Source organism: Bradyrhizobium nanningense, from assembly GCF_004114535.1.
GTDB lineage: Bacteria > Pseudomonadota > Alphaproteobacteria > Rhizobiales > Xanthobacteraceae > Bradyrhizobium > Bradyrhizobium nanningense.
Genome location: NZ_LBJC01000007.1, coordinates 486,665 through 507,304 on the forward strand (window position 1 = coordinate 486,665; position 20,640 = coordinate 507,304).

14 protein-coding genes and 2 pseudogenes are annotated in these 20,640 nt (G+C 59.8%); 3 read left to right on the plus strand and 13 right to left on the minus strand.

Translation table 11 applies throughout. The features are described 5' to 3' along the window. Window positions 1-163: 163 nt before the first annotated feature. The 5 genes from XH84_RS06195 to XH84_RS06215 form a co-directional block, all read right to left on the minus strand. Entirely contained in the window at window positions 164-1,558 is a 1,395-nt protein-coding gene (locus XH84_RS06195; protein ID WP_128948061.1) for a M20 family metallopeptidase, read from the minus strand. A 31-nt stretch (window positions 1,559-1,589) separates the two neighbouring features. Beyond that, window positions 1,590-2,717: an ABC transporter ATP-binding protein gene (locus XH84_RS06200; protein ID WP_128948062.1), complete on the minus strand. Its 1,128-nt coding sequence runs from the start codon at window positions 2,715-2,717 to the stop codon at window positions 1,590-1,592. Continuing rightward, complete coding sequence (locus XH84_RS06205) at window positions 2,714-3,856, minus strand: M24 family metallopeptidase (protein ID WP_128948063.1); 1,143 nt, start codon at window positions 3,854-3,856, stop codon at window positions 2,714-2,716. Before XH84_RS06205 ends, XH84_RS06200 begins: the two co-directional genes overlap by 4 nt. 127 nt (window positions 3,857-3,983) lie before the next feature. Beyond that, complete coding sequence (locus XH84_RS06210; protein WP_164937334.1) at window positions 3,984-5,720, minus strand: ABC transporter permease subunit; 1,737 nt, start codon at window positions 5,718-5,720, stop codon at window positions 3,984-3,986. A gap of 66 nt (window positions 5,721-5,786) precedes the next feature. After that, entirely contained in the window at window positions 5,787-6,902 is a 1,116-nt protein-coding gene (locus XH84_RS06215) for an ABC transporter substrate-binding protein (protein WP_128948065.1), read from the minus strand. A 127-nt stretch (window positions 6,903-7,029) separates the two neighbouring features. On the opposite strand from XH84_RS06215, the gene XH84_RS06220 reads away from it, so the two are divergent. Beyond that, the gene (locus XH84_RS06220) at window positions 7,030-7,512 is read left to right on the plus strand and encodes an Lrp/AsnC family transcriptional regulator (RefSeq protein WP_128930938.1); all 483 of its coding nucleotides are present in this window, start codon (window positions 7,030-7,032) and stop codon (window positions 7,510-7,512) included. Between the two features lie 21 nt (window positions 7,513-7,533). Here the strand turns inward: XH84_RS06220 and XH84_RS06225 are convergent, their stop codons facing one another. Further along, window positions 7,534-8,856, minus strand: coding sequence for a diaminopropionate ammonia-lyase (locus XH84_RS06225; protein ID WP_128948066.1), 1,323 nt, complete (start codon window positions 8,854-8,856; stop codon window positions 7,534-7,536). 134 nt (window positions 8,857-8,990) lie between these two features. On the opposite strand from XH84_RS06225, the gene XH84_RS06230 reads away from it, so the two are divergent. Next, window positions 8,991-10,205, plus strand: a complete 1,215-nt coding sequence (locus tag XH84_RS06230) for an aminotransferase class V-fold PLP-dependent enzyme (RefSeq protein ID WP_245471625.1) — start codon at window positions 8,991-8,993, stop codon at window positions 10,203-10,205. A 33-nt stretch (window positions 10,206-10,238) separates the two neighbouring features. Here XH84_RS06230 and XH84_RS06235 read toward each other — a convergent pair. The 6 genes and pseudogenes from XH84_RS06235 to XH84_RS06260 all read right to left on the minus strand — a co-directional run. Then, window positions 10,239-11,030: pseudogene (locus tag XH84_RS06235) on the minus strand (branched-chain amino acid ABC transporter permease). Between the two features lie 232 nt (window positions 11,031-11,262). Continuing rightward, a complete protein-coding gene (locus XH84_RS06240) occupies window positions 11,263-12,633 on the minus strand; it encodes a type II toxin-antitoxin system HipA family toxin (RefSeq protein WP_347338864.1) in 1,371 nt (456 codons plus the stop codon). Continuing rightward, the gene (locus tag XH84_RS06245) at window positions 12,527-12,901 is read right to left on the minus strand and encodes a helix-turn-helix domain-containing protein (RefSeq protein ID WP_128948068.1); all 375 of its coding nucleotides are present in this window, start codon (window positions 12,899-12,901) and stop codon (window positions 12,527-12,529) included. The genes XH84_RS06240 and XH84_RS06245 overlap by 107 nt, the downstream gene beginning before the upstream one ends. A 1,154-nt stretch (window positions 12,902-14,055) precedes the next feature. Continuing rightward, entirely contained in the window at window positions 14,056-16,326 is a 2,271-nt protein-coding gene (locus XH84_RS06250) for a hypothetical protein (protein ID WP_128948069.1), read from the minus strand. A gap of 669 nt (window positions 16,327-16,995) precedes the next feature. Then, window positions 16,996-17,370: a hypothetical protein gene (locus tag XH84_RS06255; RefSeq protein WP_245471614.1), complete on the minus strand. Its 375-nt coding sequence runs from the start codon at window positions 17,368-17,370 to the stop codon at window positions 16,996-16,998. A gap of 232 nt (window positions 17,371-17,602) precedes the next feature. Next, window positions 17,603-17,853 (minus strand): annotated as a pseudogene (locus XH84_RS06260) (cytochrome P450); the annotation flags it as partial. A 488-nt stretch (window positions 17,854-18,341) separates the two neighbouring features. On the opposite strand from XH84_RS06260, the gene XH84_RS06265 reads away from it, so the two are divergent. Then, the gene (locus tag XH84_RS06265) at window positions 18,342-18,830 is read left to right on the plus strand and encodes a calcium-binding protein (protein ID WP_128948070.1); all 489 of its coding nucleotides are present in this window, start codon (window positions 18,342-18,344) and stop codon (window positions 18,828-18,830) included. A 1,157-nt stretch (window positions 18,831-19,987) separates the two neighbouring features. Here the strand turns inward: XH84_RS06265 and XH84_RS40565 are convergent. Continuing rightward, window positions 19,988-20,578 (minus strand): acyl-CoA dehydrogenase family protein, encoded by a 591-nt coding sequence (locus tag XH84_RS40565; RefSeq protein WP_245471615.1) that lies wholly within the window; start codon window positions 20,576-20,578, stop codon window positions 19,988-19,990. Between the last annotated feature and the right edge of the window lie 62 nt (window positions 20,579-20,640).

Here is a 20,640-nt window from a genome sequence, read left to right on the forward strand (position 1 = left end):
GTGCTTTGCTCCCCCTTCAACGTTCCAATCGAAGATGGCGCCCGGCGCCGCCTGGACAAAGATTGGCGCATCGGACGGCGAGCGGTACTTCGAAAATGTGCAAGGGCCTTCGCAGAAAAGTGATTACCTGCCCATGATCGGCGGCAAAGTTCCACCGAACAGGTCAACGTCGTTGGAATGCCGGCAGAGTAGCTGGCTCGCCAAGATCCCAATATAGCCCCGCCATGATTGCCAGCGCTTCACGCGCGAGCCCGGTCGGCAGGTGCTCGTCGGCTGCATGCTGCCGGCATCCAGGATAGGCGTGGGGCACCCATAAAGTGGGCAAGTCCAGCAGGTTGGCAAAGATATCGTTCGGAAGTGACCCTGCGAAATTGGGCAACATCGCCGGCGCCTTCTGCGTCGTCCGGATGATCGAGGCTTGGGCCCATTTAGCCCACGGGTCTTCAGGGTCGAGGCGCGTGGCAAGAAAAACCCCATCGTCAGGGCTTGGTGCCACCTGGACCATGTCGAGGCCGGACTTCGGGAGGTGTCGCCGAAGCGCCGGCAAAATGTCCTCGTGATCAACACCGACCACGAAGCGGAGCTGACAGCGCGCCCAGGCAGTCGGGGGGATGGCGTTGACCGGCGCCTGCGGATTTCCGCAACTCATGGCGAGAACATCGAATGAGCACCAGCCGTACACCTGTTCTGCCCGGGTCAGCCCCGCTTCGCCCCAAGCCAGATCAATCTCGGGTCCATCAGGCCCCCCATCAACGATACAACCGGCAAGCGCCCTCCGGACGGAGTCGGGCAGCCCCCTTGGAAGCCATTCTGAGATCAGGATGCGGCCGGTGGGGGAGACGATCGTCGTCAAGGCATGCGCGAGCTGGATTGCGGGATCGGAGAGCAAACCGCCCCAATTGCCCGAATGATATGCCCGATCACGCGCCTCGATCGACATGTCGAAAGTGAGACATCCGCGCGACCCCAGGAATACCGTGGGTCGATGTTCGGACAAACGCGGCCCGTCGGACGCCAGGAAAAGATCGGCACGGAGGCGCTTCTTGTGGATCGTACAGAATTCGCGCAGGCCAGGCGAATCGACCTCTTCACCCATTTCGATCAGGTATTTCAGATTAAAGCCGAGGCGACCTCTCGTCTCGAGCACAGCACGGAGGCTGGCAATGTTGATGGCGTGCTGTCCCTTGTTGTCGGCGGTACCACGGCCGTACCAGCGATCATCGAGCTTTGCGAGGCGCCAAGGCGACCTTCCCGCGGCCCACGAGCCTTCCATTCCCCGAACCACATCGCCGTGCCCATATCCGAGCACCGTCAGCAATGAGGGATCCTCTATGCGCTCTGCATAAAGGAATTGGACACCTAGAGCGGCCAAAACCTGGCAGTCGCAGCCGAGCGCTTCAAGCATAGAACGGAGCTGGTCGAGATACTCGACAAGCTGAAGTTTTCGCTCCGGGTTCTGACTCTCCGAAGGAATAGCGACGAGCTGCGAGAGCACGGTCTCAAAGTCCCCGGAATCCAAATGGCTTTTGGCACGCGAGATTGCGGCGTTCCGGCTCATTTCGGGTCGCTCCTTGCACGCCAAAGGGAGCTCAACGGGCGGCCGGAAACACGCGGGTATGCGCAGCCTCGATCTCAACGCGGACCCGTTGACCGGATTGGAACAGCTGCCGTCCCGGGCTCACTGAAGTCCGGGCGGTCAATCGGATGGACCCCACCTGCACGAGCACGCTCTGGTTCGTGCCCGTGTAGGCAGACTCCAAAACCAACGCGGTAGAGCCCTCGTCGGGTGTCAGGCCGACATATTCTGGGCGGACCGCCAGCAACCCTCGATCGCCTGACGCCAGCACCTGATTCTCCCGCTGCACGACTTCAAGCCCGAGATCGGCGCTGCGGGCACAGACTTCGCCACCAGACCGCAGCAACTCGACAGGCAGAAAGTTCATCTCGCCGATGAAATCCGCGACAAAGGCAGTTGCCGGCTGTTCGTATAGCTGACGCGGTGTTCCACACTGTTGCAAGCGGCCTCGTTCGAGAACCGCAACGCGATCGGCCATGGATAGCGCTTCCTCCTGGTCGTGGGTCACGAAAATGATGGTGCTGCCGACCTCCTTATGGATCAGCTTGATCTCCATTTGGAGTTGCTGCCTCAGCTTGCGATCAAGCGCCCCAAGCGGCTCGTCCATGAGCAGCAGCGGCGGACGAAAGACGAGCGCGCGGGCCAGCGCGACCCGCTGCTGCTGCCCACCCGACAACTGGCTTGGAAGCCGTGCACCATACCCGTCAAGCGCAACGAGCTTCAGGGCTTTTGCGACCTCACGTTCGACGTCTGCGCCACGCAAGCCCCGGCGTCGCAGCGGATAGGCGATGTTCTCGGCGATGGTCATATGAGGGAACAACGCGTAGCTCTGGAAGACCATGCCAAAGCCGCGACGATAGCTCGGAACATCATTGATTCGCACGCCGTCGAGCAGGATATCGCCGGATGAGGACGCTTCGAACCCGGCGATCATCATCAGCAAAGTTGATTTCCCTGACCCGCTCGATCCAAGCAGGGCGACGAACTCTCCCGGCTCGATCGACAACGAGACGTCGTCGACCGCCGTGACCGGTCCAAACATTTTGGTCAACGACTTGACCGAGACGGAGCCCCGTTGGCTGCGCGCCGTAGCTACACTAGCCGCTGCCTTTTCGTTCACCGTTGCTGTGCTGACGCTCATTTCGGCCCCGTCTCGAATATCTTGCGCGGTATTGAGGTCAATCGCTTCCCACCCGAACTGGTCACCACAACGGACTCGCTGAAGGCAAGACCGGCAGCGGACGTGTACATGTGAAAGACCATTCCTTCCTCGATAGCCCACTCCGAACGAGGCGTGAAACAGCGATATAGGTCGCTCGTGTGCTGAGAAACAAGCGGAGCGGTACCAAGTGTATACCCGGTGATATTGTCGTAGGTCTCGCGCAATCCCGCCGCGACAACGCCTTCCCGCACGATGCGGTCGACGTCAGCGGCAATCGCGCCAGGCCTGAGCGCTGCGATTTGGCGATCTTGGAGCTCGATCAGAGTCTGGGCTGCGGCGTGCTGCTCGGCGCTTGCTCGTCCGACGATGACCGATCGCATGATCCGGACCGTATAGAATCGCAAGCGCGGCAATAGCTCGATATGAACGATATCGCCATCGACCAGCGGTCGCTCTGTGAGGAACCCATGCAGCGAATCCCAGCCTGATCCGACATTGAGAGGCCCAACAAAACCATCGTCAAACCCAAGCTGATAGTAGGCTGCAGCGGCAGCTGCGGCGATATCACGTTGACTCTTGCCGCTTGCAACCTCCCTGACGGTCGCATCGAAGGCCGCATCCAAGAGTGAACCCGCCCGGGACATATGCGCGATCTCTTCGGCCGACTTGCATCGCCTGAGATCCCATCCCGATCGCTCAAGGTCACAAAACTCGGTGTCCGGCAAGAGCTTGCGAAGCGATTTTAGTCTTTGGATGGTGAAAGAGTTCGATTGAAATTCAGCGCCGATCCGGGCAAGCGCCGGACCCGTTTTCTGCAAGGTGCTGACCAGCACGGCCAGCGGATCGTCCCAATCACCGAAGCCCACGATTTTATCCATCCACGTGCGCTGCCGCGCCGGCGGCATGTCAAGCTTACGCACCAGCAGGAACGGCTCGGACGATGCTGGCACGACGCACGCACGCCAGAGATTCTCAGACACTGTATAGCCAGAAAGCCACGACATCATCTCGGGCTCGTCGAAGATGACGCAGTCAAGCCGACGGTCCGCCATCAGTTTGCGAACAGCATCACATCGGCGCTCGTACTCCTCGACGGAGAATGTGAGATCGCGGCTCATGATTCATGCTCCGTTGCCACCGCGAAACATTGGCCAGGATTGTATCGAGTGGGCAGCTTCAGGAAAGTCGTCATTGGCTTTCTCGCTGGTGATGAACAATATCGGAAGCGTAATTCATTGATCCCCATCACGGATGGGCGCTTTCCTCCGGCCGCCGGCCTGCAACGACCGCGCCAACGAACAGCCGCAGAAGCAGCAGAAGCGCAAGCACGATGAGAAACAGAACGGCAATGACGGCGATCTGGGGACTGATTTCCAGACGGATGTTGTCCCACATCCTCATGGGCAAAGGCGTCGCGGTAGGTCCGCTCAGGAATAGGCCGAACACGACGTCATCGAAGCCCACGATAAACGCGAAGATTGCTGCGCTTGCTAGCGTCGGCAACAACAATGGGAGCGTCACCGTTCGCAGCGTCACGAGAGGGCTCGAACCGAGGCTGGCGGCAGCCAGTTCGAGCGTGCGGTTGAAGCGCTTGAGCCCTGCGATCATGACGACGACGGTATATGGCGCGCCAATGATCGTATAGCTAAGGGCAAATGCCAGCGGATTACCGATCAGCGAAGACCCGGCGAGAGCGAAGAACAGGGAAACTGCAATGACGACGTGAGGAACGATCAGCGGGGAAATCAAGAGCAGATAGACAGGCACGCGCGCGGCGAACCGGTACCGCACGAGGGCGAAGGCAGCGGGAACACCAATACCCACGCTCAACAGGGCAGACAGTCCTGCCCATTTGAGACTGAAGCTCAAGGCATTGAGCCATTGCGTATTTCTGAGCAGACTTGAGAACCAGCGCAGTGAGTAGCCGGGTGGCGGGAAGGTCAGATAGGGTGCATCGCTGAATGCAAGAGGAATCACGACCGCGAACGGCAATATGAGCAGGAGCAGCGTTAGCGCCGCCATCAAGTAGAACAAGGGCCGGCGGACGACCGTGAAAGCCTCATGCAACCTTAGCGACGGCCCGTGCAGGATCGCCGTTAGCCGCTCCAGGATCGGCCACGGCGTGGAGAGTCCCGATGTCGTTGTGCCGGTTGGTGAGACGTTGTCGTGCGGGCGATCGTCGAGTTCTTCCGCAATCCGCTGACGAAATATCAGGAAGACCGTGATGACTGCTAGCATCAAGATCGATGACTGGGCTGCGGCTTCATCAAAATTTCCGAGGATCAGCACGCGCAGGCTGATGCCCTGAGCGATCAGATAGCTGTCCGGACCACCAAGAAGCTCTGGCGTGATATAGAAGCCGAGACTGGACAGAAACACGAGCGTGCAGCCGCTAATCACGCCTGGCATCGAGGCTGGCAGCGTGACCCTCAGGAAGGCGTCGGTCGGAGGACTTCCGAGACTTTGTGCCGCTTTTGCAAGGCTTGGATTAACCCGTGCCAACACAGCGTAAAGAGGAAAAACCATAAGCGGCAGCTGGACCTGGACCATGCCGATATAGACGCCGATCGAATTGAATACCATTTGCAATGGCTCGGAGATGACTCCAAGCCGCAGGAGCAGCTGGTTAATGGGCCCGTTGGGGCTGAGCAGGACGATCCAAGCGTAGGTTCTGATCAAGACACTCGTCAAATAAGGGAGCGTGACGATAAGCAGAAGAAACGCCGCCGGACGCGGTGGACATTTCGATATGGCATAAGCGAGCGGATAAGCGATGAGGAGGCAAATGATCGTCACGGTCGCGGCGAGCGCGAGTGTTCTAAGGACGATCCAAAGAAACGCGGGCGAGTTGGCGATCTCGATATAGCTCTTGAGCGACCAGGCGCCATCAAGCTGCAGGCTCTTGAGCACGAGTTGCGCAAGCGGCACGACGTAGCCGACCGAGAATACGATTACGATTGGCAAGAGAAGAAGGACGGGCACTAGGCGCGCCCGTCCTAATGTATATCCCCTACGGGGCATTGCCACACTCGCATCCGCCATCTTGCCCTACCGTGCGCCAGAAATCCAACGCTCCCATTGAGCGACGGCTACTTCATTGTTGGCCTTGCCGTTGGAGCCGACCGTGTTCCAGAACTCATAATCCTGGACGAATTGCAGCTTCCGCGCTTCCGGTGAGGTCGGCAGGAGCTTCGCCCGTTCAGTCGGCACTAAGTCGAACGCACGCGAGTTCGGCGGCGCGTAGAGAATGTGTTGGACAAACTTTGCCTGGTTCTCGGCTCGCGCTGAGAACGCGAGAAACTTGAACGCGTTGTCTGCGTTCTTAGTGCCTTTCAAAACCACCCAGGTGTCATACTGCAGCATCCCCTGATTCCAGGTGTAGCCGATCTTGGCCCCCTGCTCGTTGGCTGCCGAAACCCGACCGTTCCAGGCGCTTCCGGCCGTGATCAGCTTATCGATGATCATCTGCGGAGCTTCCGCACCGGTATTCCACCATTTCAGGATGTTCGGCTTGACCCGGCTGAGGCTCTTGAATGCGCGATCCCAATCAAGTGGATAGAGCTTCGACGGATCAACACCATCCGCCATCAGGGCTGCTTCGAACGTGCCGCCGTCCGAGGCCCAGGTTCCTGCCATGAGCGAGCGCCGTCCCGCAAATTTTTGGGCATCCCACAAATCCGCCCAAGACTTCGGCGCATCGGAGGTAAACTTCGACGCGTCATATGCAATGAACAGAGAATAGATGATCGCGGGCACGGTGAACTTGCCGACCTTGACCGGACTGAACGCGTCGAGGTCTGCCTTGTCGAAGTAGCCGTAGTCGATCGGAAGCAGAAGATTGTCGCGCTCGAAAGTCGGGGCCTTGCCGCCAGGAATGATCGTCACGTCGTATCGGGGAGCACCGGCCAACACGCTCGCTCGCACCGCTCCCGTATCCGTGCGGGGTTGAGCGATAACCTTGATGCCGGTCGCTTTCTCGAAGGGCTCGAAATAGGCGATCCGCTTGGCTTCGCCCCAGGACCCGCCGCCGTCATAGACCACGACTTCACCGGTGCCCTTCGGGATTTGCGCAAGCGCCGGGGCGGGAAACAGCGAGCGCGCGGCCGCCAAGCCCCCAGCCAAAGCGGTTCCCCGAAGAAGCTTGCGTCTGACTACATCGACCATCTTCGCCTCCGTTTGTAGTGGCAAATACTTGCTCGACCCGGCTTCATGCCTATAATCCGGCAAGCGAGTGGCTGAATTCGCCGTTTTGCGATCTAAAATGCCGGAAAGTTGCAAGTTGAGAGTTTAAATGGCTGTCACGCGCACGGACCTCGACCGCCTCGATCTGAAGCTTCTGATGCTGCTGCAGGAGAATAATCTGCAGACCTCTGAGGAATTGGCAGAGCGCGTGGGACTTTCCCCGACGTCTTGCCTGCGTCGGCTCAGGCGATTGCGTGAAAACGGGGCGATCATGTCTGACGTCTCGATCATATCGCCTTCGGTCGCCGGGAAACGGGTCACCTCGATCGTGCTCGTGGCGCTCGAGCAAGAGCAGCTCGATCTTCTCCACACCTTCAAGAATCGGATGAGCGCCTATCCTGAGGTTACGCAGTGCTACTACGTAACGGGTTCGGCTGATTTCATTCTGGTCGTCAACACTGGCTCGATGGAAGAATATGGCGCTTTCACCGAGCGAGCATTCTTTCCCGACAAGAACGTCAAGTCGTTCAACACCTATGTGTCGATGCAGACGGTGAAATTCACCACCCGCATCAATCTTGACGTATCCTGATTGGCAGCGTTTTGATCCTGCCTATTGGTTGCCGCTCCAGACCGACAGGTCGGTAGGGCTTTCGGTCGCAAAGAGCAGGACCTTGGCGGACTGATCCAGCCCAAGTCGCTTTCGGTCCTTCTCTTCGGCTGCCCTGAAGAGGCCTGCCAATCCCGCCGCTCCCGACTCTCCGACGCGAAGACGCTGATCGCCTGAAATGCCCTCATTGAGCAAACGTACCGCGTCAGCGGCCTCTTCGTCGGTGACCGTGATGTAGCCGCTGGTCAGGTCTTCGATGATCGGCCAAACCAACAAGGACGGGCTTTGGCATTCGAGCATCGACATGTTCGTCGCAGGCCCCGGTGGAAGGCGCACGGGCATCTTGGCTCGCGCGCTTTCATAAAGGCAGGCCGATCGTTCCGGCTCCACGATCCACAGATGGGTATCGGGCCCGAATAGACCACGCGCCCAACCATGGCCGAATACGCTTGCAGCAAGACCTCCGACGCCAGCTTGAACCAGAACATGCGTAAAGGGCTTTTGCTGTCCTGTGGTGGCTGCAACGATTTCATCGGTCAGGATCGAGTAGCCCTGAACCACAAGCGTGCAGGCCGTGGCATCTTCTCCTGGGCCGACGGTATCTGGGACGGCAATCCAACCGTCCTGCGACGCAGCCTTGGCTGCAGCTTCCACCGAGTCGTGATAATCTCCGGACACACGCACGATCTCAGCACCGAGCCGTGATATATGAGCGGCACGCTCTTCACTCACGCCTTGGTGGAGATACACCACAGCTCGCGCCCCGATGAGCCGCGCTCCGGCTGATACGGAACGACCGTGATTGCCGTCAGATGCACAGGAAAAGGTGAGTTCGGACAGCATGGCCCGAACGCCAGGCTCCATCAGTTCCGCCGGCAGAATTGCTCGCCCCGTCCGCCTCTCGACGTGTCGCATAGCAAGCTTCAGCACGGCATAGGCTCCGCCGAGCCCCTTGAAGCTGCCTATGCCCAGACGCTGGGTCTCGTCCTTGATCCAGATTTCGCCAAGCCCCAGCCTTTCCGCGGTGCGCGGCAGAGAAATCAGATTGGTCGGAGCATAGCGCGGACAAGCTTGAAGAAGGCGCAGAGGCTCATCTCCTGCGTTGCGGTCGCACCAGGAAGCCGCATGTTTCAGTCCAGATGACCGGCTGCGTAATAGGATAGATCGTTGAGTGGCAAGCGTCTGTGTCGCGGAGTCGGCGGCCTCAAAAGGGGGTACCAAGGTCATCCTCCTGGCAAGTTCGTTCGATCTTTTCGGACTGTACTGTGCCGAGCCGCGAAGCCGGTTAGTGCAATCTTTGACGCAATCCATGACGGAATTCGGCATTGTTGAGCCTAAAATGGCGGGTTTGGGCTCGTCTGGCAGGCATATTCCAAAAAGATTTGCTGGTCGAAGACCGCTGACGCCTCGCAATCTGGCATTCTACCGTGTCGCGAAAGAGGGGATCTCTGGTGCAGGATATCCGGGAGCAAGCCGCAAGCTCGAAGGAAGATCTTTCAGATTCCGAGGTCGATCGTTTGCGAGCCGATACGCCGGGTGTTGCGCATCGAATTCACCTCAACAATGCGGGCGCCGCGCTGATGCTACGTCCCGTCGTGGACGGCATGATGACATATCTCCGGCGCGAAGCCGAGATTGGCGGCTACGAAGCGTACGCCGAAAGCACAGCGTGCCTCGAAGGCGTATACGATGGCATAGCTCGACTAGTCGGCTCGAAGCGGGAAGAAATCGCGCTGGCCGAAAATGCCACTCTGGCCTGGCAGCGCGCCTTCTATTCGCTCCGCTTTAAACCTTCAGACCGAATACTCACCACCTCCGCAGAATTTGCCGCAAACTATGTTGCGTTTTTGCAGGTCGCACGCCGCACGGGCGCACGGGTCGAGGTTATACCCGACGACGCAAATCAGGTTTTGGACCCTGAGGCGCTCGAGCGGATGATCGATGACCGCGTGCGACTGATCGCCATCACCTGGATACCGACGAACGGTGGCTTGGTGAATCCGGCTGAAGCTGTCGGTCAAATCGCGCGAGCACATGGAATTCCCTACCTGCTGGATGCGTGCCAGGCAGTTGGACAGATCCCGGTGGATGCCCATGCACTTGGTTGCGACATGCTCACGGCGACGGGCCGGAAATTCCTGCGCGGTCCGCGTGGAACAGGCTTCCTCTACATGCGCGAGGATTTTCTGAAGGACATTGAACCGGCCATGATAGACCTGTTTGGTGCACCTTGGGTTGGACCTGACCGCTACGAACTTAGGTCCGACGCTCGACGGTTTGAAACCTGGGAGGCGAATTACGCCGCGCGGCTCGGCCTTGGCATAGCGGTCGACTACGCACTTCTAATCGGCATCAACAAGATCGAACGACGTTGCCGCCTGCTTGCGAACGAGTTGCGCGCTGCACTCAGCGCGATCCCCGGTTTGTCGATTCACGACCTCGGAGAAGATCGCGCTTCAATCGTTTCGTTCACTCTTCAGGACGTGGAAGCACGCGAAGTCATGCGCCATTTGCAAAGTGAAAAAATCAATGTCTCGGTCTCTCCTCCAACAAGTACGCCATTGGACGCAATGAGGAGAAGGCTCCCGCATGTCATTCGGGCTTCGCCGCACTATTACAATACACTCGAAGAGGTCAACACTCTTGCGTCAGCTGTACGACGAATAAGCCGCTGACGAGCGCTCCGCGTGACAGCTTGCATCAGATCGTCAGAGCTTACAGTTGTAGCGCTGTGCGATGCCACGGCGGAAGGTGAGCACGCAGGTCACGAAGATCGCGCCCTGAATCACTGTCACCCACTGGCCGAAGCTCGCCAGATATTGCTGCATGGCGATGATCATGAAGGCGCCGACCGCGGGGCCGAAGATGGTGCCGAGACCGCCGACCAGCGTCATCAGCACGACTTCGCCCGACGTCGACCAATGCACGTCCGTGAGCGAGGCGTTCTGCGCCACGAACACCTTCAGCGCTCCGGCGAAGCCCGCCAGCGTGCCGGACAGCACGAAGGCCAGGAACTTGTACTGGTCAGTCCGGCAGCCCAGCGAGATGGCGCGCTGCTCGTTCTCGCGGATCGACTTCAGGACCTCGCCGAAGGGCGAATTGATGACGCGGAAGATCAGGAGGAACCCGGCGAGGAAGCCGATCAGCACGACGTAATACAGAACCGTCGGCTTGGGAGATCGAGGACGCCGAACATGTGTCCCTGCGGAATGCCGTCCTCACCATGGATGAACGGGGCCTGAAGTAGATGAAATAGCAGCTGTAGACAGCGCCAGCGTGATCATCGAGAAATAGATGCCCTGACGGCGGATCGAGATGTAGCCGGTCACGATCGAGAGCGCGAAAGCCGAGGCGACGGCGAGGAAGGCCACGACCATCAGCACGAAGCTCGCCGTACCTGGGCGCTCTGCCACTCGATCGGCACGCATCATGGCCTTTCGATTAACCGCCGTTTGCGGTTTCGCATGCCACGTCGCGAATATCGTGCCGGCAGCAGACATCTTGCTATCCGGCGGGCCGCGCCAGCTACATAAGCGATGCGGAAGATCGGGGTGCTACTGGGTGAAATCCTTCGTGGTCTTCGAGCAGCGCCTCGAGTGCGATGATCGTATCCTTGTGCGGAAAATCGTCGGGCACGCCCCCCGGAGTCCTTGAGCGCAGATGTGCAGCCACGTCTTCCGGCGGGTGAGACAGGCGAGCTCGGCTTTGTCGCCACGTGCGTCTATTCCTAGCCTAGGGCGATGGGGCTGCTGCGCCTTCCGGCGCCGGCTGCGCTTGCTTTAGGCGCTCTAGGTAGCCGCGTGCGCGCGAAATCACCGCCTCGACCACCGTGTCCAGGACGGGATCGCCGCCGGCAGGCATGGCTTCGACCTCTGCCTTGGCCGCCATTGCATGGTGCGTCACAGCCTGAGCAATCTCGGAGACGCGCCGGATCGTCTGCGCTGGAGAGAGCTTGCAGTCGATGGCGAAGCGCTCCCAGTGGTTGCGTCCGAGCTGGTCAGCCTGCTTTTGCCCGCCGATCTTCTGCGCCATGTTGCGGGTGATCTTCGGATATGGCGCCGCACAGACGATGTCGTAACCTGGCGCCATGGCGGCGCCGCGCGCCGATAGCATCAGCGCGTAATTTTTGGCGTGGGAATCGGTGTTCCACACCATCGGATTGAAGATGGCAAGATCGACGAAGCGGGCGGTCTCCTGTGCTGTCATGTGGCGCTGGGTCACGCCGACCATGTCGGCCAATGATGGTCCTTTTAGGCCTCTATCGTTGTTCTGGTACTTGGCAGCTGGCGGCAGGCCCAGGGCTTGGCAGAAGTCCTCCTGATGCAGCCGCCGCCACCTCTTGCCGTCATGACGGCGGTCATAGCGCTCAACCAGCAGGTAGCTACGTTCGCCTGCCCTCCCTGTCGTCACCTTTGGCGTCGGGATTCCGATCATGCGCGCGAGCGTCAGGCAGAATGCCTCGTTCTGGACGGCGCCAGGCAAGCGCTCGCCATCGGGCTTGATGATGTAGGTCGATGGCGCGCCGTCGATCGGTATGTACAGGGTGTCGCCATCCAGAGCGACGGCGAGCTTTGTCTGCACACCGGCAAGTGACATCGACACGCCATCTTCGCCGACGAGGAAAGGCTTGTGGGGTAGCTCATTGAGGATGCGCTCGAGCGAGGCCTTGTCGGGGATCTCTCGCCATTTGCCGGCGATCAGCCCGGTGCCAGGTTGTCCGACGGAGAGCGCGCCGGCGGTGTCGCGGCCCATCTCGGCAAGAAGACCGATGACATCGGCCGGCGACTTGCCGAGCATATGACCTACGGTCCCGAGAGTTGCGTTCTCCGGCAGCAGATTTGCCGCCCATACCAGAATTGCCGAGGCATCATGCGACGCCCGCGCGAGCGGCATGGTGAGCGACACAGGGAAGGCGCCGGTCAGCCCGCGCCAGGATTCGGCATAGGTGAAGCCTGACGCTTCGTCGGCGGTCGTGATCCAGCCGACCTCTCGCGTCTCAAAGTAGACCGGAAGACGGTCCATGAGGCTCCTCCTCGTCGCTGTCGGGAATGTCCGGTGTCTCGGAAGTGTTCGCGCGGCGGGCTTGCGCATCTTTGAGAACATCCTCGATGCGCAGCCCGAGCACGTTTGCCACGTGCAGGCTGCGCCCGAGCTGACAGGTGCTTTTTCCGGCCTCGAGGTCGACGATGAAACGCTTTCCTGTCCCGCTCACCATGGCCAGCTCGTCCTGCCGGAGGCCCTGGCGTTTGCGTTCTTCCTGGATGAGGCGACCGAATGCTGCAGCGAACTCGGCGGCTTGGCGCGCGACACCGGTCTCGCCAGGAGCCTCGTTTCCGCCCGAGGGGGGAGTGCCTTTTGGAGGCGTGTTCATAGCTCTCTCGCCGTAAGTTACCGAACGGGAACTTTATGCGTTGAAACAGCAGATGTCCAGAGAAAAGTTACCGAGCGGGAACTTTTCGTACTATTCCGATGGACGAAGGACAAAAGTTACCGAGCGGGAATATTTACCTCAAGCCGAGGCTGAGCGGCTCGGAAAGTTACCGATCGGGAATTCTGAGGTTGGCTCCCGCAACCTTCCTCTGAAGGTCGCCAACCACCGACGGCTAAGCTATCCGGTCGGTAGACCGCAAACGGCGTTCCCGCGCCGAAACCGAACTCTTTACTTCTCGCTAAAGTTGAAGACACCATTGCGTTGTCGCGCTGCAAGTTGGGGCACTGCCTTGTCCCGATCACGAACGTCTTCGCATTGTTCATCCTTCTCCTTTCTTTGACGCCTGGTTGGACGGCTGATTGCGGCTGTCGCATTCAAAAGGCTCATTCAGAGTCGAGTGTGGGCACATGCGCCGTTCGCGAAGACATGGCGCGCGATTGGATTTGGTCCGGGGATGCCGCCTGGTCCTGCCTCCAAGGAAGCTCGCGCGTCTTATTTCGACGACGGCTCGATTTTCTCTGAGATCACGCGAGCGGCCGCGCAGGCCCCTTCCCCCGCGCCGAAGGTGTTGCGCCTAGTGTATCACACATGTCAGAGCCCGCTTTTTGGAGCCAGTTCCAATCCGAGATCAGGCGGCGCACGTCCATCGACGATCGGGTAAGACCAGGCACGCTGGACTTATCGCTGGCGTTCCTAGCCAATTCCGACGCAACCTCAGACTTCCGTCAGTTCACGATCGGTGCACTGATATACGTGACCGTCGTCAACCTCCGACAAGGAACGATCGATCCCGAAGTCCGACAACAGATGTTACTTGCGATGATGCGGTACCGTGATCGCCTCACTGCGTTCACTGTTAGCGGAAATGGCCAGGGAGCGTTCGAGCAGTCCGGAAAGGTGAAGTGCCAAGCGGCGATTCAGTCGAGTTTCTCATAAGAGCCCGGACTATCCCGGGTTGCTTCGAGCTATGGACCGACCTCTCAGGAGCTGGACCTGCGGGGTCCCGGTGCGGTTCAGCGGGCCCTCTGGATCCGGATTCGGTTGCATGGCTGATGCTGTCCTCACAAGCGGCACTCTACCGCGAGACACCTTAACTAAGTCCCATATCGAGCGACCAGCGTCGACCCGTGCTCCGCCTCGGCAAAAGGATATCGCGGATAGCCGCTAAAAGCGGTGCCTAACAAGGACTTGCAGAACGCAGGCGTGAGCTTGCCGCGGTGGATCACCACGCTTTCGTGCCCTGTCGAAGCTCGAGCGTTCTGCCAGAGGCGATTGTAGCCGCGCTGTTCGTTGGACTTCACGTGGCAAGCGGCGAACTCGGCGTTATCCAGCGTCGCCAACTGCCACGCATGTACCGGCCGCTTCGTATGGATGTGTACCCACACCGGGCTCGGCATCGCACCATTGCTCAGTGCCTCGGGCTGCAGCTTGATCTCGAACAGTGTCCCAGGCTCGCCCTTCAACGCGCGGGGTGGCTCCAGGGGAGCCAACTCCCCGGCCGCCTGCAAGTGTTCAAGGTACTGCTGCGAGGGGAAGGCGTAGGTCTTCATGCAATCCATCTTGATCGTAGCCTTTCGCTCCTTCAAAGCGTTTGCCTGCCCCTGTACTTCGGATAACATGCCCTTCAGTCGTACTATTTTGTCGTGCACTTCGGGCACTTGCACGGGCGTGAGCAGGCCGCGTCGACGAGGCTCCTGCAGCGCGGCTACACAGGCCTCAATCTCGGCGGCCTGCCTCTGCAGGCGCTCGACGACAGTGTCCACGACGTGGTCGGCGTCTTCGGGTTTCATGAGGCGTGCTTGCGAGATGGCCCTTTGCTGACCGGGCAGATCGAATTTTAAAAGTTCGTCCAACCGCTCGAGCAGTCGTGTCAGTGCCTCCTTCGATGGCGGGGCCTGCCAGATCGCCAAATGTCCCGTCGCCGACGATAACGCCCTCGCATGTGCGTCCTCTGCAGTCGCGATTTTCTTCGTGCCCAGCTCCGAGAGCACGATAATCTTGGCTGCTGGCGCCGTGTCGGCGTTGGGGCCAGAGGGCTGCGGCTTCGGCCGCCCGGCGGCCGAACTCCCCGCGCCTGCGGCCGGCGTGCGTTTGGCTTTCCCCTTCCTGCGCGCTGCAGTGCCTTCAGCCACGACAGCACCGCCGGTCGTATGGGCCGGTATTGCGGTCCCAGCCTCGGCCGGCTGTTCAACCATGGCCGGCATCTTCGGCTGTACTGCCAGGAGGCGCATGACCTCATGCGCAGTGACCCAAGCGCCTTCCACGATCTGATCCAACAGTTCCAACGGGAGATCGGCACCTGCTCCGGCATTCCTTAGCTCGGCAACCATGTCGTGCAAAGCCGACGCAAATTCCGATAGCCGCTCCATGACACCTTCCAGAACGGCGCAGTGCTCTGCGTCAAGGGCCCTTCCTCTGCTCTTTAGGACAGCCTCGGCCGTCGAGAGGAATGCCGGAACAACATCCTGGATGAAGGTTCCGAGTAGACGTGCCCGACCGTTCTCACCCAAGAGGATTTGTCCGACGGCTGGTTCGAACGTGCCCGCCTGCGATTCAATCATGACCCGCGCGAGAGCGACCTGCGATTGCAGATGCATGTTCTTGGCATACAGCGCCCAGCCGGTGTGCAGCCGTAGTGCAGCCTGTTCGACCTGCCGCATCTCGGCCGTTGTACTTGGCAAGTTGGCCGTGGCCGCACAGACGGACTGCACCCGTTCCGAGCGCAATGCCTTCTTTTCCCACCACTCCACGCAGGCCAAATAGTGTTTTGCCACACTGGAAGCCGCTCGGCTCAGTTGGTCGGGCGGAACGTTGGACTCGCGCATCCGCTCGAACACCTTTCCCGCATTCTTCCTGCTCTGCTCCAGCGCGTAGGTAGTCGGGGTGCCCAGCACGTCGCATTGGTCCGCCGCCTCGAGCGTCTCGTCGCGAAGTCGGCGGGCCTGATCGTCGGACAGAATGCTGCGCGCCAGATCCGGCGGCAGGCTCGCGTAGTAGTCCAAAACTGCTGAGCCCGCCTTGACGAGCTGATCGATCAGCTCTTGCGCCTCCGACGAGCTCTGGGCGTGCATGGCGCCATTACGGCAAGCATTAAGTTCCTCAAACAGACTGCCCATTTTTCGCTTTGCCGCGTTGATCCCGTCGCCCCTTGAGGAAACTCCCTCACCCGACGTTGGCGGCTGGCTCGCGACCGACGCCGTTCTCTCTTGAGGCTCCAAGCGCATCTGCTCCACGACGGCGTCGAAAAACTGGCTGCCTTCCGCCAAGATGAGACCGGATTCTGAGCGCGAACTGCCCGATCCCGACGTGCTGCCGGCTCCTGCAGCCCCAACATGCGGTTCGCCAGGTCGGCCAGTGCCCGTCATAATCTATCTCCCATACAATCGAGAATGCGCAGCCTGTCTGGATAGACCACCTGGCTGACGATTGGCTGACGAAGGGCGCTCTCCGGATGGACAAAAAAACTGAATCACCGTGGGTTCCAGCTCCATGGAAGCTGCCGTGGTGCTGGAGGCCGAGATGCAGGGATGACCGCATCAGGTGCGGAATCCTCAGCTGCCGTACCTGGCCGCGGCCTGGCACTGGCCCGCATCAACGCCATAGAGATCTGCGCTGGCAGGCCGCGAAAGCATCGAACGGGACGACGATCCTACAACCCGGCTCACTGCCGGTAGCTTTGTCCATGGAAGAACTTGGCAGAAACCATCCTCTACCGGCTTGTCATCACAAGCATGCCCGCCTGGTGGAGCGGACTGGAGGATTGTGTTGAAGCAAAGGTACCCGGCGCATATCGGTTGGAGACCATCCGCGACTGCGCACGTCTTCCTGCGCGAAGGAGATCCTGGGTCTGCGACCGAAGGCTCACGGCTCGATCATGCGCAAATCCTGACTGGACGTGGAACGCCCGTCAAAACGTCATTTCCTTCCTCACGTTCGCGTTAAGCAGAACCCGACGTTGCACAACTCCTTTTTCAAACTACGATCCTGCCGAAGCTAGCAAGCTAGCGATCCATTTAAGCTTAGCCGGAATACGCTCATAAAAATATCGCAGCGAGCGTGCCAAGCGCACCGAGAGCCAGCCCGATCAGCGAGCCGACTGTCGGGACGTCTCGAAACAGAAGAAACGTGAGAACCGGCTCCACCACTAAAATTGCGCCGACCGATATTGCGATAATTATCCAGATATTCTTGAGATACATGTAGCCGAGTACGTATCCGAAGACGAGTAGGATACCACCGAAGGATCTCAGCAAAAACATCAGCAGGAGCATTGTCAACTCCCCACCGGCCTTTCCAAACTGCTTTGAGGCAATCAACTCCGCGATAATCGAAAACGCCTCTCCAAAGAAAATCGCTGCGACCGCGACAACCTTCAATGTCAAACTCATCGCGTGAGTGTCAAAATCCATCTCCGGGCCGCCTTTGAGAGCGGGAAACGCAAAGGCCTCGGCCCGACACCACCACTCCTCACAGGAACTTAGTCGCAGGAACCTAAACGTCTGTTCGATGGATGCCTGGCCCCCGAGATGTAGTGATTCCGTCAATCAACCCGCTTTCGACATTGTGCTGCAGTGAAAGGGGCCAACCAAAGAGGGACGGAAACTGTGCCGAGCAATACCTTCAAAGCCAGCACATCAAAGCCTAAGCGCTAATCTGCACAGGAAGAGCGGAATAACCGTGCTGAAGTTAGACGCAATTCGCTCGGGTTCGCCGACAACCTCGACCTCCAGCCGCGCATTCAACATTTCTTCCCAGAGGACTTTCAACTGCAGCTCCGCAAGGTGTCGCCCAACGCAGCGATGGATGCCGAATCCGAATGACAGATGCTGCCGCACGTTCTTGCGGTCGATGACGAAGCTGTCGGCGTTCTCGATGACCTCTTCGTCGCGGTTAACGCATCATACATGAAGATGATCGGCGCGGAGCTATGCTCATCGCGCCATAGAGGAAGGAAGCGAGGGGCGAAGACCTGACGCTTCGGGTCAATAGCGCCGACTGAGGCCATTGTCGCAAAAGTCTGGTCTGCCCCGTGGAGAGATCGGCGCCCAAGCATGAACTTGTTCAAGGCTCCTCTCACTGTCTGCCAATGAGTGCGGTACTGGTTGATCACGCCTTCGCCGCTTGCCGGGATGCGACCGGCATTATCCCGTACAACGGCTTGGCCTTGTAACTTCGTCCGTGCCAGCTTTGTCCATCCGGCATCAAAAGTGTGAGCCGCTCGGCTTTTGAAATCACTTGCACAACGGCTCGTAATTGGACGACGCATCACACCGTCTTGGCGGGTGTGCGCGTCAGGTTTTCGTCAGATCCGATGTGTATGTCCGAGAGCGCGATCACTTCCGTGACCGCTCGCCTGGCAGACACGACACAGGAGAATAACATGGCTGTATTCCGCGGCACGAACTACAACGATCACGTGGTTGGGACGCCCGATAGAGACTTTATCCAGGGTCTGGGCGGGAACGACGTCATCTCCGGTGGTAAGGGCGACGATGAGCTGGAAGGCAATCAGGGAAACGACACGATCTCTGGTGGTGCGGGCGACGATTTTCTGTACGGCAATCAGGGCAACGACACTCTGTTCGGCAATCACGGCAATGACAACTTCATGTTTACGAGCGGGAACGGCAAGGATTTCGTGATGGATTTCACGGCGGGAGATAGGTTGCACATCGAGGACGGGATCAATCACACTGGTATTCATACGCTTGCCGATCTTGCCAGCCGCGTCGAGGCGGCTGGCTCCAATACCATCGTCGATCTGGGCGAGGGCAATTCAATCACGCTCTCAAATGTGAGTGCTGGCGACGTTCAGCATCACCCGGAGAATTATTTCTCAATCATGCATATCACCGATCACCTTATTTGAATCGGCCGAGCATGGCGCACGGGCACGGCGATCGCTGCGGGACACCCATTCTGCCGGTGGCGAACCGCCGTCGCCCTCGACCAGACGACGCGCAGGCCAACAGAAGGAATCCTCAACCGGCCGACATCCGTGACGGTCCGAGGAAGAAAGCGGGTAAAGAACGGACCGGTCGAAGCCGGCCCCTCGCGATCAGGCAAAGCTGCTCGTCCACTTAGGAGTAGCGCTAAAGCTCATCTCGAACCGGTAGCGGACATGGCTAAGCCAGTCGTTCGGGGAATATTCGCGGTCCGGAACATGGTTGATATTCCATGCCGGATATTGTTTGCGATAGGCCTCGAGCTGGTCGTGCGCGGCGGTATCCCATGTGGCTCCCCCTTCCGTCCAGCCGGTGGTTGGCTCCCGCTGCCGGAAGCTGAGCCGGCCGCCTGAATACGGCAGGCACCGCGCTGCAGACATCGACTCGGACGAAAATGTCGGAGATCTATCGTCAGCGCGTATCCCCCCTCCTTCGGACTGCATCACCGTACCAAACGTTCCTTGAATGCCGGCCGGCGTAAGCGCCCTGGCCGAAGCGGAGCGAAGGCAGGAGAGAAGGCTTCCGCTAAGGGGCAGTGATAGCAACGCCGGCATGAAATGACGGCGGGCCCCGAAAGCGAGTGCAGTCGCGAGACCGGTTATCAAGGCACCCGCGGAACGGGCGGCGATAGCGGCGCCGCAATGCAATGAAGACGAGCCCTTTGCGCGAGCGCCTCCGGCGAGCGACACCTTGATGTGATGTCAATCGATTTGCCGGCGGCCCACGAGAAACTATCGCAAACGTCCAACGGTGGGCTATTCCGGGGCGACGCGCTGGAATGGACAGTTGAACGTGACGAAGCAGTAGCTTGCAGCGTTTCATCTTGTGTCCGCCCGCTTGGCTTAACCGGCTACTCCAATCGTGGCCGCCGCTCGCCGCGCCGCTGACGCGGGAGGGCGGCGAGCCGGCCAAAACTCGACCAGCCGCGTCTTGTCCTCTTGGGAGCATGAGGCCGAAGGCTGGCCAGCCGCACCTTGAGGGCCCCAAGAGCATTCCCGCGCATCTGCCTTGGTCTCGAAACCCATGACGAAGTCGTCGGCGTAGCGCACCGACCGCTGGCAATGGATTGGTGAAGTTCGACTTATTCTCCGCCCTCGTAGAATAGTCCCAGGGGCAGGCCGACCAGCGCCTTGCCGATCCAGTCGCGCGCGATGACATTGGACGGCCCCATCGCGATCGCCGCACGCGCGTCGCGATAGGCGCGCTCGATCGGGCCGCGGTGATAGCCGTACCCGCCCGTCACCGTCAGCGCCGTCGCCGCGACCTTGTTGGCGACTTCTGCGGCATGCACCTTGAATTCGGTCAGCGGGATCAGGATTTCGCTTTGCGGCTTGCCGGCGCGCCAGAGCGCGTCGAGCTTGGCTGGAAGTTCGTTGCGCGAGGGCCGCAGCGTCTCGACCAAAACCTTGGCCGCGCCGAGCTCCTGGCGGATCGCCTGATAGTCGGACAGGCTCTTGTTCCGATCCTTGTGCACGAAGCTCGTGGTGTGCGCGATCGCCGCGTTCAACGCGCCCCGCGCCACGCCTTCCCAGACCGCGCCGAGCCCGATCAGATAGACCGGCGATACGCCGTCATAGATGATTTCCTTGCCCTGCCCTTCGGCGCCAAGGCGGTCGCGTTGCGGCACGAGCACATTGGTGTAGCGGATCGGCCCCGAATGGTTGGCGCGCACACCGAGCGCGTCCCAGGGGCGGGATTCGATGCCCTCGGCCTTGCCGTCGACGATGAAGAAGA

Bases quoted from the DNA above. Each gene is read 5' to 3' on its own strand.
- XH84_RS06195 (WP_128948061.1), bottom strand. From the start codon at position 1,558: ATGAGCCGGAACGCCGCAATCTCGCGTGCCAAAAGCCATTTGGATTCC.
- XH84_RS06200 (WP_128948062.1), bottom strand. From the start codon at position 2,717: ATGAGCGTCAGCACAGCAACGGTGAACGAAAAGGCAGCGGCTAGTGTA.
- XH84_RS06205 (WP_128948063.1), bottom strand. From the start codon at position 3,856: ATGAGCCGCGATCTCACATTCTCCGTCGAGGAGTACGAGCGCCGATGT.
- XH84_RS06215 (WP_128948065.1), bottom strand. From the start codon at position 6,902: ATGGTCGATGTAGTCAGACGCAAGCTTCTTCGGGGAACCGCTTTGGCT.
- XH84_RS06220 (WP_128930938.1), top strand. From the start codon at position 7,030: ATGGCTGTCACGCGCACGGACCTCGACCGCCTCGATCTGAAGCTTCTG.
- XH84_RS06225 (WP_128948066.1), bottom strand. From the start codon at position 8,856: ATGCCGAATTCCGTCATGGATTGCGTCAAAGATTGCACTAACCGGCTT.
- XH84_RS06240 (WP_347338864.1), bottom strand. From the start codon at position 12,633: ATGTTCTCAAAGATGCGCAAGCCCGCCGCGCGAACACTTCCGAGACAC.
- XH84_RS06245 (WP_128948068.1), bottom strand. From the start codon at position 12,901: ATGAACACGCCTCCAAAAGGCACTCCCCCCTCGGGCGGAAACGAGGCT.
- XH84_RS06250 (WP_128948069.1), bottom strand. From the start codon at position 16,326: ATGACGGGCACTGGCCGACCTGGCGAACCGCATGTTGGGGCTGCAGGA.
- XH84_RS06255 (WP_245471614.1), bottom strand. From the start codon at position 17,370: ATGGATTTTGACACTCACGCGATGAGTTTGACATTGAAGGTTGTCGCG.
- XH84_RS06265 (WP_128948070.1), top strand. From the start codon at position 18,342: ATGGCTGTATTCCGCGGCACGAACTACAACGATCACGTGGTTGGGACG.